This window comes from Synechocystis sp. PCC 6714 (genome assembly GCF_000478825.2).
In the GTDB taxonomy this organism is placed as follows: Bacteria; Cyanobacteriota; Cyanobacteriia; order Cyanobacteriales; family Microcystaceae; genus Synechocystis.
In genome coordinates, this window is sequence record NZ_CP007542.1 from 2,572,755 (window position 1) to 2,590,174 (window position 17,420).

The window sequence follows — 17,420 nt, forward strand, 5'->3', positions numbered from 1 at the left end:
AATAATCCCTCCCCCAATGCTAGGGAAGGGAAACTTAGCTGAGTGCTTCAAAGGGAAAGAAAAAATAGATGGTTTAATGACCTGGGGTCAAAGGATTAGTTTTAATCCTCGTCATCAAAATCATCGTCATCCATGTCGTCCATTTCAAAATCATCCTCGTCAGTGTCGTAGGTTTCGGTAAATTCCTCCTCATCCTGACCAAGCTGGTTCCCTGCGTAGGCTCGGGCCCTGGTGTCATCCAAGAGATCATCATCGGCTTCAACTTTTTTAGTTTTCACCTTAGTGGCGCTGGCCTTTTTCTTCGCCGTTGGCAATTCCATTGGCTCAATCATATAGCCCTGGATATCATCCTGGGTTTCAATTAATCCCAACACCTCCTCATGGCTACTGAAGCCAGTACCCGCAGGAATTAGACGACCAATAATGACGTTTTCCTTTAGTCCCCGTAGCCAGTCTGACTTGCCTTCGATCGCCGCTTCAGTGAGTACCCGGGTGGTTTCTTGGAAAGAAGCCGCACTGATGAAACTATCCGTGTTTAAAGAAGCCTTAGTGATACCGAGCAATACGGGGGTATAGCGGGCCGGAGCACTGCCGGTGATGCCCATGGCTTCGTTAACCTGTTCCACTTGGCGTAATTCCACCAGTTCCCCTGGGAGCATGGTAGTATCTCCCCCATCGTCGATGCGGACCTTAGCGGTCATCTGCCGCACAATTACCTCAATATGTTTGTCGGAAATATCCACCCCTTGGGATTGATAAACCGTTTGCACTTCGTTGACGAGGAATTTTTGCGCTGCTTGGAGACCTTTCAGGGCTGCTTGGTAACAACCATCCTTATCCACGTAGTAGTTGAAGAACACATCTAAAATTTCGTGGGGATTGTTGTAACCATCGGTGAGGGCATGGCCCACATCAATGCGTTGACCATCGGTGACCATGGCGTTTTGCCCCGGTAGGAGGGGATATTCGCTCACGGTGCCGTCATCTTCCAGCACTTTAATGTCCACGCTTTCATCTTCCAGGTATTCCACCTGACAGACCCCAGGGGCCCGGGCTAGAACGCAGGCTTCTTTGGGTTTACGGGCTTCCAAAAGTTCTTCAATCCGGGGTAAACCCTGAACAATATCCCCGGTCTTGGCCCGCTCAAACACCAGCAGTACAAGGTTATCGCCCCGTTGCACCAGGTCTCCGTCTTCGATGTGGAGCACTGCCCCAGGGGAAACTCGATAGGGCCGAGCCCGCCGTAGCACTAACTGATATTTGTCCCCTTTGCCATTGATTTCCAGCACTTTGCCGGACTCTTCCAGTTTGACACCGGGTAGCAATTCCTGACCTGCCACCAGTAGTTGCCCTGGTTTGACATCGGGGGCACCGGGTAAATCCATCACCAGGCGATCGGCTTCCCGCTCCAGCAGTACCCGACGAATGGATTCTTGCCCTTCTTTAATACCCCGGACAATACCGGCCTCCTTACATTGGATTTCAGTGCGGGCCACCACCGCCCCTGGGGGAATTTGATCCCCATCCTGCACCAGTAGGCGGGTTTTGGACGCTCCACCGAGGGGATCAGATTCTTGATCCCGGCGCAGTACCAAGGATTCCAAAATCACCAACTGTAGACGCTGGCAATCTTCCTCTTCATCGTCCTGGAGTTCAATGTCGGCGGAAAGGTGGGAAATACCTTCACTACCGCTACCGTAAATCTCAAGTACTAGTTGAGTGCTGAGCAGGGGGGCCCCTTCCACGGATTTCACCCGATCGCCATCTTTGTAGAACAGACGCTGAACGGAACGTAACTCAATGTGGCGACCCCCTTCTTCGTTTTGGGAACCCTGGGAGGGAGCGGCGGGTTCATCAAACACCTTGTACTCTTCCACTGGCCGGAGGAGCAAACCATTGCCTTCGGGACTTTCAATCCATTCCGCTTGGCTGAGGGTGCTAACGGTGACACCGGGAAATACATCTTGTCCTGGCTGGAGCAATTGGCCGCTTTCGATTTTCACCGAACCGGGGTCCACATCTTGGTAGAAATCCCCTGGCTTGATGATAATTTCCCGCAGAATATCATTTTTCTGTACCACTTCGACGATGCCGCTGGATTGGCAGAAAATGTCCTTGACCACCTCCGTGCCTGCTTCCACATACTGGCCGTCTTCCACAATTAACAGGGAAATGTCTTTGTTAATTTCGTGGGTTTCTTCTGGAATCCAGAGCAGGGTGCCTCCCTTGGTGACTTCGTAGCCCTGTTTGCGGCCCCCCTTGGCCACTTCCACTCCGGCGTAGCGAATCATGCCTCCGGTGGTGGTGCGGTATCGGTCATCAATCAATTCCGCCACAATGCTGTGGTTCTGCACCTTGGTACCGGGAGCGGCCTTGAGCAGGAACCGTTGCTTATCGGCAGTGTAGATGACGTATTGTTCCCGGCCACCACTGCTTTCTAGCTTGACCTGGGCCTGGTCTAGCAAGACGGAAGCGGTGATGATTTCAATTTCTCGGTTACTCACTAGGCGTACCACCCCACCATCGTTGGTGACCAGCTTGGTTTCGGCCATGATGCTACCGACTTCCACCTGCTCGTCATTTTTAACCACTGGCTCCGCCCCAGGAGGTAGGTTATACACTTCCCCGGATAGAATCCACACCAGTCCCCCCCGTTGGGCAATGCGGGTGGTATTACCCTGGCGATCGGTTTTTTCCTCCGGCACTAGGCGATCAAATAACACTTCCCCAGCCAAGTCCCCGGCCACGTCTTTGGTAGCCCGCTCCGTGGAACGTTGGGTTTTAGAAAGGGAAATTTCCGTCATTAATTGTCCCGCGGTCACTGTCTGCCCATCCTGTACAAACAGTAGGGAACCGGGGGTAAGGGAATAGGTTTGGGTGGCGGCTTTTTTACCTTCCCCTTTCCAAATTAGATCCCCAGCAATTTCCACCTGCTCCGCATCTTCACCGTGGCGGGTACGGACTTTGCGGGTGTTGAGTCCTTTACCCCATTTGACGGTGCCATTGTCCGGAGCTTTTTCCTGGCGAGCCACTTCCCCGGTGAATACCCCCCCAGTGTGGAAGGTCCGCATGGTTAACTGAGTGCCGGGCTCCCCAATGGATTGGGCGGCAATGATACCCACCGCTTCTCCTAAATCAACTTTGTGACCGTGGGCTAAGCTCCAGCCGTAGCAGTTCTGGCAAACGGACCGGGCCGCTTCACAGGTCAACGGCGATCGGACATAAACCTCATCGGTAACGGCGGCAATACGGTTAGCCAACGCTTCATCAATTTCATCATTGCGTTTGGCAATGATTTCCCCATCAGGACTCACCACATCCTTGGCCAGCAAACGACCAAACAGGCGATCGGCCAGGCTAATTTTTACCTGGTCCCCGTCGGTCATCGCTGTGACCCGCAGACTGCGTTCCGTACCACAGTCCTGTTCCCGCACAATCACATCCTGGGAAACATCTACCAAACGACGGGTAAGGTAACCGGAGTCCGCCGTCCGCAGAGCCGTATCCACCAGACCCTTACGGGCACCGTAGGAAGAAATTACGTATTCGGTAACGGTCAGCCCCTCCCGAAAATTGGTTTTAATGGGTAAGTCAATAATCTCCCCTTGGGGATCCGCCATCAACCCCCGCATCCCCACCAATTGCCTCACCTGGCTCATGTTCCCCCGGGCACCGGAGAAAGCCATCATATACACGGAGTTGAGGGGATCGGTTTTGCGGAAGTTAACCACCACCTGGTCTTTCAACTCTTCCGAAGTGCTATTCCAGGTATCAATTACCTTTTGGAATCGTTCCACCTCGGTGATTTCCCCCCGGGCATACCGCTCTTCGGTGATACGAATTTCCTTTTCCGCCGCCTCCAGCATCTGTTTCTTTTCCGGAGGGATGGTCAGGTCATCGACGCTGATGGAAACCCCTGCCTTAGTGGCAAAGCGAAAACCTAATTCCTTCAGTTCATCGGCCAACTGCGAACACCGGGCGGAACCGTAACGACGATAGGCAAGGGCAATGAGTTTTTTAAGACGGCCTTTGTCGATGGTGTAGTTATAAAACGTCATAACGCTCCAAGATTGAGATTAGGGGGCAAGGCAATTAAGAGGGCAGGAGGATTAGACCCTAGGCGATCGCCATCCTCCAGGGAAACGAAGCTAAGGCACCGGGAAAACTACACTTCCTCCTCTTCCAAATCCTCCTCAGTGTGGAGGGATTCATAGGTGGGGCGGTTAGGGGCCCGGCGCTGGCTATCAATCATCAAATCCACCTCTGCGTCGGCACTTTCCCCGTCTTCGGACAACTGCACCTTGTGAGCTGCAATGTCCAAACCAAGGGACTGGAGTTCCCGCATTAGCACCTTGAAGGATTCCGGGGTGCCGGGGCGGGGAATACTCTTACCTTTGACAATGGCATTGAGGGCTTCATTGCGGCCTTGCATATCATCGGATTTAACGGTGAGTAATTCCTGCAAAATGTACGCGGCGCCATAGGCTTCCAAGGCCCACACTTCCATTTCTCCAAACCGTTGCCCCCCCTGTTGGGCTTTACCCCCCAAAGGCTGTTGGGTAACAAGGGAATAGGGCCCAGTGGAGCGGGCATGGATCTTATCGTCCACCAAATGTACTAGTTTGAGCATGTAAGCTTGGCCCACCGTAATGGGTCGGTCAAAGGGCTCTCCAGTACGACCATCAAACACCTGGATTTTGCCGGGATGGTCTTGGTTAAATACCCAGTCTTTGTTGGGGCGTTGGGATGCTTCCTCTAGCAAGCCATGGACTGTGTCCCGAGATGCTTCTTCCCCGTACATCTCATCAAAGGGGGTAATTTTGAAGCGCACACCCAGGTTTTCCCCAGCCCAACCCAGCAAACATTCAAACACCTGGCCCACGTTCATCCGGGAAGGAACCCCCAGGGGATTGAGGGCAATGTCAATGGGGCGACCATCTGGGAGATAGGGCATATCTTCAATGGGCAAAATGCGGGAAATAATCCCTTTATTCCCGTGGCGACCGGCCATTTTGTCTCCCACTTGGATTTTGCGTTTCTGAGCAACGTAGATCCGCACAACCATATTAGCGCCGGGGGGCAGTTCATCCCCTTTCTCCCGGGTGAAGACCCGTACATCCACCACCCGACCTTTTTCACCGTTGGGCACCCGCAGGGAATTATCCCGCACATCTCGGGCTTTCTCGCCGAAAATGGCCCGCAGGAGTTTTTCCTCTGGGGGCTGGTCTGCTTCCCCTTTGGGAGTTACTTTGCCCACCAGAATGTCACCGGATTCCACCCAAGCACCGATGCGGATGATACCGTTTTCGTCCAAATTACGCAGGGCATCTTCCCCGACATTGGGAATTTCCCGGGTGATTTCTTCGGGCCCTAGTTTGGTCTGGCGAGCCTCAATTTCAAACTTTTCGATGTGGATACTAGTGTAAACGTCGTCATAGACTAGCCGTTCACTGATGAGAATGGCGTCCTCGTAGTTATAGCCTTCCCAGGGCATATAGGCCACAAGGATGTTTTGTCCCAGGGCTAACTCTCCCCCTTCCGTAGCAGAACCGTCCGCCAGCACCTGTCCTGGCACCACATCTTCCCCGGCATAGACTAGGGGACGCTGATTTAAACAGGTGTCTTGGTTAGAGCGCTGATATTTCTGGATCGGGTAAACGATTTCTTCCCCTTTTTCCTCTGGATTGTCGGGGGAGTGGGGTTGCACCCGAATTTCCGTGGCATCCACATAGGTGACAATGCCATGGGTGCGGGAAACAATCACCATACCTGAGTCGCGAGCAGCCTGGGCTTCCAAACCTGTACCCACCAACGGCCTTTCGGGGCGCAACAGGGGCACCGCTTGGCGTTGCATGTTGGATCCCATCAGGGCCCGGTTAGCATCATCGTGCTCCAGGAAGGGAATCATGGAGGTGGCAACGGAAATAATTTGCACCGGAGACACGGCAACATAGTCTACCTGTTCTGGGCTGGTAGTGGAAAATTCCTGGCGGTAGCGAATAGGTACTGATTCGCCAATGATGTTCCCCTCTTCGTCGGTGGGAATGTCCCCGGGGGCTACCCGCATGTCATCTTCTTCATCGGCGGTGAGGTAAACAGGGTCTAAATCCTTCCTGACTCGACCACTTTCCACTCGAAAATAGGGAGTTTCAATGAAACCGTAATCATTGACCCGGGCACAGGTGGCCAAGGAGCCGATTAAACCGGCGTTGGGGCCTTCTGGCGTTTCCACTGGGCAAATGCGGCCGTGGTGGGAAGGGTGAATATCCCGCACCGCAAAGCCAGCCCGCTCCCGAGTTAGACCTCCAGGGCCGAGGGCAGAAATACGACGTTTATGGGTCAACTCCGCCAGGGGATTGGTTTGGTCCATGAACTGGGAAAGTTGAGAGGAACCAAAGAACTCCTTAATAGCTGCCACCAGAGGCTTGGGGTTCACCAGGGAGGCGGGGGTAAGAGCATCGGACTCACTAACGGTCATGCGCTCCCGAATAATCCGCTCCAGGCGGTTCAAGCCTACCCGGATTTGGTTCTGCAACAGTTCCCCTACGGACCGTACCCTACGATTACCCAAGTGGTCGATGTCGTCGGTGGTACCTACATCGAATTCCAAATTGATTAGATAGTTAATGGCGGCGAGGATATCTTGGGGGGTCAGTACCCGGGTGGTATCCGCTTCGTTGAGCCGTAGTTTTTTGTTAAGTTTGTAGCGCCCGACCCGACCGAGGTCATAACGTTCGGGGTCAAAGAAACGGGATTCGAGTAACTGTTGGCCGCCACTAACAGTGGGGGGTTCACCGGGACGGAGTTTTTTGTATAGTTCCACCAAGGCTTCTTCTTCTGTGGGATTCCCTTCCTTGTCTAGGGTTTTTTGGTAAAACTCCGGATGGCTGAGGGAGTCGAGAATTTCGTTATCGCTCAGACCGATCGCCTTGAGGAGGACCTGGGCGGATAGCTTACGGGTTTTATCAATGCGGACGTAGACCAAGCCGTTTTTGTCGGTTTCAAACTTGAGCCAGGCTCCCCGGTTGGGAATGAGGGAAGCGGAGTAGGTACGACGGCCGTTTTTGTCTAATTCTTTTTTGTAGTAAACCCCCGGTGATCGCACAATTTGGTTGACGATGACCCGCTCGGCACCGTTGATAATAAAGGTTCCCCGTTCCGTCATCAGGGGGAGATCGCCGATGAAGACTTCCTGCTCCTTAATTTCTCCAGTTTCCTTGTTGATTAAACGGGTGGGCACATACATTTGCACCGAGTAGCTTGCATCCCGTCGTTTCGATTCGTCAACGTCGTACTTGGGTTGTTTGAGCTTGTAATCTTTGCCCAAAAAATGGAGTTCTAACTTGCCTGTGTAGTCAGAAATGGGGGAAAAACTATTCAATTCCTCGATTAAACCTTCCTCCAAAAACCAGTGGAAACTAGCGTGTTGGATTTCGATTAAATCGGGCAACATCGTGGTGGCAAGGTTAGTCATGGTGGCTCAGAAGTCTCCGAAAAATTGCGATGGTTGGAATCAAGGGGCCAGGGGAAGTTCACTGGAGAGGAGATGCCCTCAGCCTAGGCGGGAACCGGCAGTTTAAACAGGTTACGGGCATTGGCGGTGGTTTGCTCGGCAAGGGTTTCTAGGGATATATGGCGCAGGGCCGCGATCGCCTCGGCCACGTGGCGCACAAAGGCGGGTTCGTTGCGCTTACCCCGTTTAGGCACCGGGGCCAAAAAGGGACAATCGGTTTCCACCAATAGGCGATCAAGGGGAACCATCTGGGCACTGGCTTGGATGCCCTCGGCCTTTTTGAAGGTGACTGTGCCGCTAAAACTGATGTAAAACCCTAGGTCTAAAAACCATTGGGTTTCCTCTGGATTGCCCCCCCAGCAGTGCATCACGCCGCCCACGGGGCCCTGTTCCTGTTGAAATTCCGTTAGCACCTGGCGCATGGTGTCAGCGGCATCCCGGCAATGGATAATCACCGGTTTGGCCAATTCCCTGGCGATCGCCAATTGGGCCTGGAAAACTTCAATCTGGTGGCCACGGTTATCAGCTTTGAAAAAATCTAAGCCCATCTCACCAATGGCCACCACCCGGGGGTCAGCCTTGGCGTAGGCGAGAATTTGTTCCGCCGTATTCCCTTGCCAGTCGGCAGCATCCAGGGGATGGAGTCCCACTGCGAAAAATAGTTCCGGGAAACGATCGGCTAGGGCTTGAATTTGGCCAAACTCCTCGGGTTTAACACAGGAATGAACCAACTGCACCACCCCCGCCTGCTGCCAGCGATGTTGTAATTGGTCTAAGTCCGCCGCAAAAACGTCAAAGTTAATGTGGACGTGGGTATCAACTAGGTGCATGGTTTCTCCCAATGCCGCGGGCGATCGCGCAAATAACCAAAAGTCAAAGGTTGTCCCCAGCTAAAACCGTGGTTTGTCAATCAATTTGCTAAATGCTAAATCTATCTACCAAGTACCATCAAACTCCTCTAGGGAGAAGATGATTATGGTTTAGGCCGCGGCGGGTAGGGCCTTCTGGAGGGCTTTGGCCAGGCGAGCCTTTTTGCGGGCAGCATTGTTTTTGTGGATTACTTTACACTTCACCGCCTTATCAATTTTGCTAAAAGCGGCGGCCATGCTGGTGTTAATGGTCTCTAGACTTTCGGGATTGGGGTCCTGGGCGTAGGCCTCCACCGATTGAAAAGTTTTTTTCATCAGGGTTTTGATGGCCGACTTATAGCTTTTGTTTTGGAGTCGGTTGCGTTCAGCAATTTCGATTCGCTTTAGGGCAGACTTAATATTAGCCACGGTTGCTCTCTAGGTACGTAACTGTAAAAGAAGGTTAGATTCACAAAGATCAGAATTGTCATTCTAACAGTTTGGGGACACCGCGACAACGCTGGGTCAATCGTGCCAGAGGGGTAAATCCACCTCAAAGCAACTGCCTTGGCCTAGCTCACTGGTGATGGCGATCGCCCCACCGTGGAGTTCCACTGATTTTTTAACAATGGACAGCCCCAGACCCGTGCCGGGAATACTACCAACATTTTTTGCCCGGAAAAAACTATCAAACAAGTTAGGCATTTCTTCAGCATCAATGCCAATACCATAGTCCCGGACGGAAAAAACACCACTATTACCCCGGCGTTGGCAATGGAATTCCACCGGGGCACCATGGGGAGAATATTTGATGGCATTGCTGAGTAGGTTGGTCAGAATTCGCCTTAATAGTTTGGGGTCAAAAGCGACGATTTCCTCGGCACTAAAGCCATCATAGCTGAATTGGAGATGGTGATGTTCGGTGCTACTTTGCAGTTCATCCGTGATATTGCGACAGAATTGGATCAAATTTTGGGGGTGGGGAGCAAATTCAAGGTAGTTGGCTTCGGCCCGGTTGATGGTAAGCACGTCATCCAACAGTTGCACCATATGTTTGACACTTTCTTCGATGCGCCCTAGGTGTTCATCGAGTTTCCGGTTCTCCAGCCTTGGCCAATATTTTTTCAGAATGCCGGTGGATGAGCTGATAATGGCTAAGGGAGTGCGAAATTCATGGGAAGTCGTGGAAATAAAGCGAGAACGTAACTCTCCCAAGTCTTTTTCCGCTTCTAGGGCAGACAAAATACGTTTCTCGGCATTTTTGATATGGGTAATGTCGTGGGCAATGGCCACTAAGCTAGAGGAATGTTGGCCATCGGCGTCCTGTAGAAGAAAAACGGAAGCGGTAACGGGAATTTCTCGACCAGTTTGGCAATCTTGGAAGCTAAATTCCCCTTCCCAAGCACCGGAACGGAATACCTGGGGGATAATTTCTTCTTGCCAAAAATTGAGATATTCAGGGCTGAGATAGGTTGTCAGAAGGGTTGATGGGGCAGTCTCCAGATTTTCTAGGCCGATCAGGGATTGTCCCGCTTGGTTGAGAAAAGTAATTTTTTGCTTCAGGTCAGTGATCACGATTAGCTCAGTACTATTTTTGACCACAAAATCCAGGTTTTCCTTTTCCTGTTCGATTTGTTTTTGCCGTCGCAAATCACTGATTACCCCCACTAAACCATCTAAGTTACCTTGGTCATCCCTCAGGGCCGTAATGGAGATATGTACCGGTAGCCGATCGCCACTTTTGGTGATGTAGGTCCATTCCTTTTCATAGACGCCCCATTGGATGGCGGGAAGGGCAAACATGTCGATGGAATTGGGTTCTAGGGATTGCCCTAGCTGTTGGGAAAGTTGGGAGGCTTGCCTTGCCATTTCTTCAAAATCGTGGAAAATTAACGGGGTTTGTTTACCGATGAGCTCCGACGCTGCATAACCTAAAATTTCCTCTGCCGTGCGGTTGAAAGTGCTGATTAACCCCCTACTGTCTGTGGAAATAATCATGTAGTTGGCCACATCAAAAATTCCCTTCTGCAGTTGGTTAACTTCCAAAAGTTTTTGCTCCGCCCTTTGCCTTTCTGATAGTTCTTCCTGTAGGCGCTCGTACAGTAATGATTGTTGAATGGCGATCGCCAACTGGTTGCCGAGGCTTTGCATTAACTGGATTTCCGCTGCTTGCCAGGGGCGGGGAGCAGAGCATTGGTGCACAATTAAGAGACCCCAGAGGCGATGGTCAAAGACAATGGGAGCCACTATTCTGGACTTGGATTCCGCCACGGTGAAACAGTTGGTCGCACAGGTGGCGGCGCAGTCTGGTAAGCGCTCAGTGGAAGCGTAGATGTAACCATTGAGGTAGCGTTGGTAGCACTCCACCGGGAAACTTTCTGGGTCTAGATCCATGGCCATCACCGAAGGATGGCCGCCAGTGACGGATTCGGCGACGGTGGTACCTAGGCCATTTTCCTGGATGCGATAAATCAAAACTCGGTCAGCTCGGATGGTGCGGCGTACTTCCGTCACAGTGGTGCGGAGAATCGTCTCTAGCTTGAGAGATTCGCGGATCCTTTGGCTGATCAGGGATAAAAGTTTTTCCTGTTGGGCCTGACTACGCAGGGTTTTTTCCGCCCGTTTGAGGTCTTCAATGTCCGTACTACTAGCTAGCCAGCCACTGATGCCGCCGAAATTATCTTCGAGGGGCAAGACCTGAAATAATTGCCAACGGTATTCTCCATCATTCCTCCGCAGACGGCATTCCAGTTGAAAAAATTTTCCCCCAGCCAGCCCATCCTGCCATTGTTTTTGCGCCATCTCCCGTTGTTCCGGTGCGAGGAACTGTTGCCAAGTATTGCCCAAAATTTGTTTACCCCGCCGGCCGAAATAGGTCAGGGTCCGCTTATTGCACTCCCACACCTGACCCTCCGGAGATAGTCGCCAGACTAAATTAGGCAAAGCTTCTAGCAAGCCGCGGTATCCCCGTTCACTTTCCCGCAACTGTCTCAATACCCGTTGGCGATCGGTCACATCCCGCACCGTTACCAGGCGGCAATCTTCCCCCTGCCAGTGGATAGGCACCGCCTTAATTTCCCCTACCCCTTCCTCTTCTGGGGAAACATTAATGCCAATTTCCGCCTGACTCTGGCTAGATAAACCCAATTGGGAATGCAAAAACTCTTCCTTACTCAGACCAAACATCCGGCAGGCCATGGGATTGGCATAGATTACCTTATCATCATGGTCCAGAATAACAATGCCATCAGCAATGGTATTGACCAAGGTTTGTAGTTGTTTTTCCCTTGCCTGGAGTGCCGCTTCGGCCCTTTTGCCATGGCTGATGTCTTGGGCAATGCATAGAATCTTACTAGTTTTGCCGGTGCCATCGATTTCAAAAGCAGAAATTTCCACTGTGAAATAATGCACCGATCGCCTAGTATCGGTAAATTCAAAATGAAATTCCTTTTTCTCATGGGCCTGGAGTTCCACCAGGTTTTGCTTAGAAAAGTGGCCCACAGGCAGGAGAAAATTCTGCCATGGCTCAGAATTTAGTAGGGGATTGGGAATTAGATTGCCGTCGGAGGCCTCATCCGTTGGGGAAGCATTATCTACTAAACTTGCCGGTAGATTCAGGTAAATAATTTCATTGCGGATCAGGTCGTATAGGTAAATGAGATTAGGATTATGACTGAGTAATTTCTGGATTAAATGTTGATTGCGTTGTTGCTGTTGCTGTTGCCAAACTATGCGGGCCTCTAAATGCTGGATAATGCGGGGAATTTCCATTTCCCTCTGCAAAGCTTCCAGCAATACATCGGGTTGGAGGGTGGCAAGCCATTGCTCGGGGCCCACCCAACCGGCAAAACCACCACTGATGTAGGTGACAATCACATGGTCGTTATCTTGTTTGCGGAGTAGTTCCCTGGCATGGCAATAGGTTTGGTCAATGGTGCAGAGAGGAAAGGTGGCACTGAGATCGGGGCCAATGGCATTATCCAAGACCAGGGAGCCATAATTGTTAGCCCGGAAGTAATAGCTGAGACTGACGTTCCCCAGGGGAATTTGGAGAGCAGCGGCGGGTAATAGGGGGGAAGAATAAACAATTGGAAAGGTGGAAATTTGTTGCTCAAAGCTGTGGCGGGCAAATTCCCTGAGGGTGGTTTCCGGTGCTAAAACAAGAGGGGGCGGGGCAATGCCCTGGAGGGAAAGATTTTGCCACAGTTGACAAAGATTCACTTGGCGAATGAGATTGCCGATGCTCAGCAAACCCCAGGTTTGATGCTGACGGTCAGCGATGGGCAACACGTCCCAGCCACGGCCCCAGGTACTAAAAATCTCCACAATTTCCCCTAGGCTAGGCAAATTAGCTAGGTCTAAGCTCAGGGGACAGGGTAAACATAATTTACCCAAGGCGATCGCCGGAGAGAAATGTTCGGTCCAGAGGGCGGCTGTCAGTTGCCAATCCGGCAATAAACCCACCAATTGACCCGTATTATCCAGCACCAAGGCCCAGGGGGGAAAGGTTGTTGCGTCCCCCTGTTGTTCCCGAGGCCGTTGGACATAATGGTGCCAATGGGCCAGGGCCGCTGTGGCATCCAAATGCTCGGACAGACAAAGACAAGACCATTGAATAGCTTTGGCAATGACCTCCCTCGGGGTGATGGCAAAATTCATGGTTCTGGCACAGCTTCTAGGGTAAGTTCATAGCGGTAGAGGGCAATGGGACGATGGCGGGCGACAAAATAATCGGGGTCGGTGGGGGAAAGGTAAACAGCGGTAATTTGGCTGGCGGTAATTTTACCTGGGCCGACGTGGTGGTAAGCAGTGGTGGTTTCCACTTGGTTGAGGTATTGACTAGTGCCGGCAATGAATTGTTGATTAGTCAGTTCACTAGCAAGAAATTCTTCTGGGTCGGGGCTGGCTTGGCTGTGGCCAAGGACAGTGGAAACTAGCCGTTGGTGTTGGGGAAAAACGGTAATTAGGCGGGGACTAGGTTGTTCTTTCACCTGCACTGTAATGTTCACATCTTGCCCCAAATAAGCTTGGGTGATGGCTTCGGCATTAAAACGGCGATCGGGTACAATCACCGTGGCATTTTTGACCAAGTCAGACAGGGCCCAGTTGAATTCCGGCAAAGGGGTTTGGTCAACGAATTTGACTAGAAATTGCACCGGTTGTTGCAGATAGGTACTGTTTTTGGTGAAACCCGGGCTAACAATTTGGGGAGCCAAGGGAGCACTTTGTTCGAGCAAGGTACTGGTAACCTGCCAGGTACCTGCCAACCATGGGGGGTAATGGATTTCCCCTTTTCTTTGCTCCAAGCTGGGCAAATTAGACCATTGGGGATAGGCTTCCAAACGGTCGGGCAGTGATTCCGCCAGACTTGGGTTTTTTACTCCCCCCAGCCACAGCAAACTCAAAAAAAGCAACACCGTTAAGCGAACTAGCAATCTAGACAAAAATTTACACAAAACTGACCATAGGGCATAAGTTTGGCCCGATCGCCACCGCCGCCAATGCCCCTGAATCCGATTATAGTCTTTCCCCTAGGAACCAAAACGCTTTTGCAAAGCGAGTAGAGCTGGGCTGGGCTGTTTTGTCTGTAATTTAACCGATTTCCGCGCTTGGATTTGGTTCCAGGCAAAGGGGCCTTGCTGGCCAGCGGATAACCACAGTAGGCGTTTGGCTCTGGTCATAGCCACGTAGAGCAAACGATATTCCTCCGCTTCCTTGAGCTGACGGGCTTCCTGCCAGGCCATTGTCGTTGTTGGCAAAACCACGGCATCGGAATTTTGTTGCTGTTGATGGTGTACCACAGTGCGAATTTGGGCCCGGGCCACTTCTGCTAGGGTAAATTGTCCCAAAAATTGTCCCCCTTTGGGTACCCATAGATCCCCTGGGAGGGTGTCCTGGTGTAAAAAAGGGAGAAAAACATAGTCCCAATCCAACCCCTTGGCTTTATGCATGGTAATAATCGTTATTTGCCCTGGTTTGGTGTATTTTTCGTCACTATCGCTGGCGATCGCCTCGAATTGTTCATCATTGACAATGGTATAGAGTGCGCTAAGCAAATTTTTTAAGGACCGCTCCGGCTGAATTTGCACTTGCAACCGTTCCGATAGTTTTTGGAGAGTGGCTAAATCTGAACCATCGTAATTGAGGGTCAGACCCAAAAAGGCGGTCAGTTGATAGGCCGGTAGTTCCAGGCGGGCCTTGAGCAAACTGCGGCAGATGCCCTGGGCGGGGATGGCACTGGGGGACAGGGGAGCCATGAGTGGAGTGGGGTAAAGAAATTGTTCCGGCACCGCCGCCAAGGCGTTTAAATCCTGGGTGGGAATTAATTGCCGTTCCTGCAACACCGTCAATGCGCCCTTGAGCAGATCTGGAGAATGGGGGCGGTCAATGAATTGCAATAAGTCGAAAATTTCCCTTGGTATGCGGGAATTGCGGTCTTGATCCCCCACATCTAGAACCCTCAACGGGCTATCTTTTTCAATTTCCCTCAGATGATCAGCAACAAAACGGCCCTGACGATTTTCCCGCACCAGAATGGCCGCATTATGTTGGGGATTAGCTAACAACAGCGGCACTAATTTGCGACGAATTTGCTCCACCTCCTCATTGATATCTTTGGGAAAATGAATTTCTACCCCCTTGTCCGTGGCCGGGGGATTGGGTTGGGGATCACCAGGCTCCACCGGACGAATAGCTTGGACCCGAAAGGGCAAGAAACTATTGTTTTTAGAACTAGTGTTCGACCGAGTTTGCCAGTCTTGGTTAACCCATTCCAGCAAAAAATTGGCTGCTGCAATAACTTTTACATTACTGCGCCCCGCCTGGTCCATGGTGGCAAAACGCCCCAAATCCTGGCACCGTTGGCAAAATCGGTTGAAATACACGGGGTCAGCGGGGGTAAAGCTGGAGTTAATAGCTTGGTTGGGGTCCCCCACCCGAATCAAACGGATGGTGCCGTCTACATTTTGGGACAACTTGGTTAATAATTTTTCTTGGAGGGGGCTAGAGTCCTGGGCCTCATCTTCAAAAACGCCGAAGAATTGTTCCTGCCATTGACGACAAAGTTGGGGTTCCTCTAGTACCCGTAGGGCCGCGAGAATCATGTCGTTGTAGTCAATCCAATTTTTGGCTTCCATTAGGGCCTGGTACTGTTTAAACAATCCAGCCCCCATCAGCAACAGTTCACTGCCCGGAGCAATGCGACCCATGGCGCCCACATCCTGGGGGGAAAGGCCAGAACTTTTAGCCTCCGTAACCACAATTTTGGTTAATTCCGGCAAAACTTCCGTGCTCAGCACTGCCTGCCGCCGCAGAGTTTCGGTGGTTTCTCCGTCGAAATTGCCCACTTCCACCAAGGCTTGGTAAGTTTTACTGTTTTCCCGTCGCCACCGCTCCACCGTCTCTTTGATTAGACCGTGGCCCCGGTTAGGGGAAATTAAAGTTTGTTGCTCCGGATCTAACCCGGACACTTCCGGATGTCTCAGGGCAATGCTCAGGGCTAAACCATGGAGAGTTTGCACGGTAAAACCTAGGCTTGGTAAACCCAAAGAACGTAAACGTTGGTTAACCTTGCCCCTGATGGCCGCCGCCGCTGAGCGGGTGTAGGTAACAATTAATAATCTTTCTTGGTTATGTAAACCATGTTGGGCGATGGCGATCGCCGCCGCTACGGAAAGGCTATGGGACTTGCCGGCCCCAGGCACAGCGGAAACGGCCATTTCTCCCCCCTGCCAGTCTGCTAATGGTCGTTGACTACTGCGTAAGCTTTGGCGTAGTTGCTCTAAGTTAGGGGAAAGCTGATGCATGGCGATCGCCGTCGTTGGGGATAGTGAGTCAATGGCCGAGTATTTAGAACCCCATGGTAATTGGTCTAGCCCTTACAATGTCATTCCTGACGTGGCTAGTTAAGCTTGGATGTATTGATTGCCAATTGCTTGGATTAATAAATCCCCAAAACCGGCATCCATGCCCATTGTTGCCCAAATCGAATTCACAACAGCCATGGACGGCATAGCGGAACCTTTATATTATAATCTCTAAGGACGATGATCAAAGTAAACCAATAATTTTTTCTATGGCAATCAATTATGTCCCTATGACCATTGAGGAAGTTCAATTCTGTGTATATGTATAGCAAAAAGTGGGCTATTTAGGACATCTTTAATTTTATAGTTAATTTAATTGAAAGTAAGACACTGACCAAAGCTAAAAGCGTCTTTGGTAAAGACTTTAGTCATCTGAATCTTATTTGGATTAACTATAAACATCTTATTTGGAAAGGTTTCCAGTGACTGTTCATCCTAACCGTCCTGATCTTTGCTCTAATAGAGATTTAGTTATGAAAACTAAAATTTCTGTGAAAAATTCAAGCTTGATTACTCCATCCATTGGCGAAGCAAATTAACGTAGGTCTTATTCAGTAAATCAAACTCAAGGGTTTTACCAGATTTCCGAAAAACAGACTTTTGTACTGTGTCCAAATCAAATAATATTTCCCTCTGTTGGGCCGATCGCACCCAGCTTTCCACCCATGTCACTGCGGCCAATCTCTCACCGGCAGTAACAGTTGTGACACGATGCAAAAATGTAGCGGGGTAGGCTACCAGTGAGCCAGCCTGAAGCTTGAATGATTGTTCTCCAAAACCAGTGTCAATAACTAATTCTCCCCCTCCATAGGATTCTGGATCACTTAAAAATAACGTCAATGAAACATCAGAGCGACTACCATGGTCCCCCTGCCCCATCAAGGCATTGTCCGTATGCCAACCGTAGGCCATGCCAGGCAGATAACGGCTAAGCAAACAGGGACGCATTTTCTTCGGACGAATTGCCGCATTGAATAGGGTATTATTTTGAATCGCTGGAGTAATGATCTCGTCGATAAGAGCCGCTAAGGACAGGTCAATCACTGCTTGCTCATTGTCTTTAACCTCCTGGGCGAAAGTCCCCGCGGTCAACCGTCCCTCCTTAAAAGTTGCAGTTTGTAACTGCTGTTGAATTGTTGTGACTTGAGGTTTTGTGAGAACCCGGTCGATGCAAATAATCATCAAGAATTCAGA

The 17,420-nt window shown here is 51.0% G+C and carries 8 protein-coding genes; all 8 read right to left on the reverse strand.

Annotated features, from left to right (window positions below; translation table 11 throughout):
* Positions 1-101: 101 nt before the first annotated feature.
* Positions 102-4,058 (reverse strand): DNA-directed RNA polymerase subunit beta'', encoded by a 3,957-nt coding sequence (locus D082_RS11805; protein ID WP_028947450.1) that lies wholly within the window; start codon positions 4,056-4,058, stop codon positions 102-104.
* Positions 4,059-4,165: 107 nt separating this feature from the next.
* A complete protein-coding gene (gene rpoB / locus D082_RS11810; protein WP_028947449.1) occupies positions 4,166-7,474 on the reverse strand; it encodes a DNA-directed RNA polymerase subunit beta in 3,309 nt (1,102 codons plus the stop codon).
* Positions 7,475-7,557: 83 nt separating this feature from the next.
* Positions 7,558-8,343: a TatD family hydrolase gene (locus D082_RS11815; protein WP_028947448.1), complete on the reverse strand. Its 786-nt coding sequence runs from the start codon at positions 8,341-8,343 to the stop codon at positions 7,558-7,560.
* 150 nt (positions 8,344-8,493) lie between these two features.
* The gene (gene rpsT / locus D082_RS11820; protein ID WP_028947447.1) at positions 8,494-8,790 is read right to left on the reverse strand and encodes a 30S ribosomal protein S20; all 297 of its coding nucleotides are present in this window, start codon (positions 8,788-8,790) and stop codon (positions 8,494-8,496) included.
* A 96-nt stretch (positions 8,791-8,886) separates the two neighbouring features.
* Positions 8,887-13,020, reverse strand: coding sequence for a PAS domain S-box protein (locus D082_RS11825; RefSeq protein ID WP_028947446.1), 4,134 nt, complete (start codon positions 13,018-13,020; stop codon positions 8,887-8,889).
* Complete coding sequence (locus D082_RS11830; protein ID WP_238546713.1) at positions 13,017-13,805, reverse strand: curli production assembly/transport protein CsgE; 789 nt, start codon at positions 13,803-13,805, stop codon at positions 13,017-13,019. The genes D082_RS11825 and D082_RS11830 overlap by 4 nt, the downstream gene beginning before the upstream one ends.
* Before the next feature lie 87 nt (positions 13,806-13,892).
* Complete coding sequence (locus D082_RS11835) at positions 13,893-16,166, reverse strand: ATP-dependent helicase (protein WP_028947444.1); 2,274 nt, start codon at positions 16,164-16,166, stop codon at positions 13,893-13,895.
* A gap of 570 nt (positions 16,167-16,736) precedes the next feature.
* Positions 16,737-17,408, reverse strand: a complete 672-nt coding sequence (locus D082_RS11840; protein WP_028947443.1) for a Fe2+-dependent dioxygenase — start codon at positions 17,406-17,408, stop codon at positions 16,737-16,739.
* Between the last annotated feature and the right edge of the window lie 12 nt (positions 17,409-17,420).

What these genes read in the sequence shown, in the direction of transcription:
- D082_RS11805 (WP_028947450.1), bottom strand. Translation starts at nt 4,058, where the DNA reads ATGACGTTTTATAACTACACCATCGACAAAGGCCGTCTTAAAAAACTC.
- rpoB (WP_028947449.1), bottom strand. Translation starts at nt 7,474, where the DNA reads ATGACTAACCTTGCCACCACGATGTTGCCCGATTTAATCGAAATCCAA.
- D082_RS11815 (WP_028947448.1), bottom strand. Translation starts at nt 8,343, where the DNA reads ATGCACCTAGTTGATACCCACGTCCACATTAACTTTGACGTTTTTGCG.
- D082_RS11825 (WP_028947446.1), bottom strand. Translation starts at nt 13,020, where the DNA reads ATGAATTTTGCCATCACCCCGAGGGAGGTCATTGCCAAAGCTATTCAA.
- D082_RS11835 (WP_028947444.1), bottom strand. Translation starts at nt 16,166, where the DNA reads ATGCATCAGCTTTCCCCTAACTTAGAGCAACTACGCCAAAGCTTACGC.
- D082_RS11840 (WP_028947443.1), bottom strand. Translation starts at nt 17,408, where the DNA reads ATGATTATTTGCATCGACCGGGTTCTCACAAAACCTCAAGTCACAACA.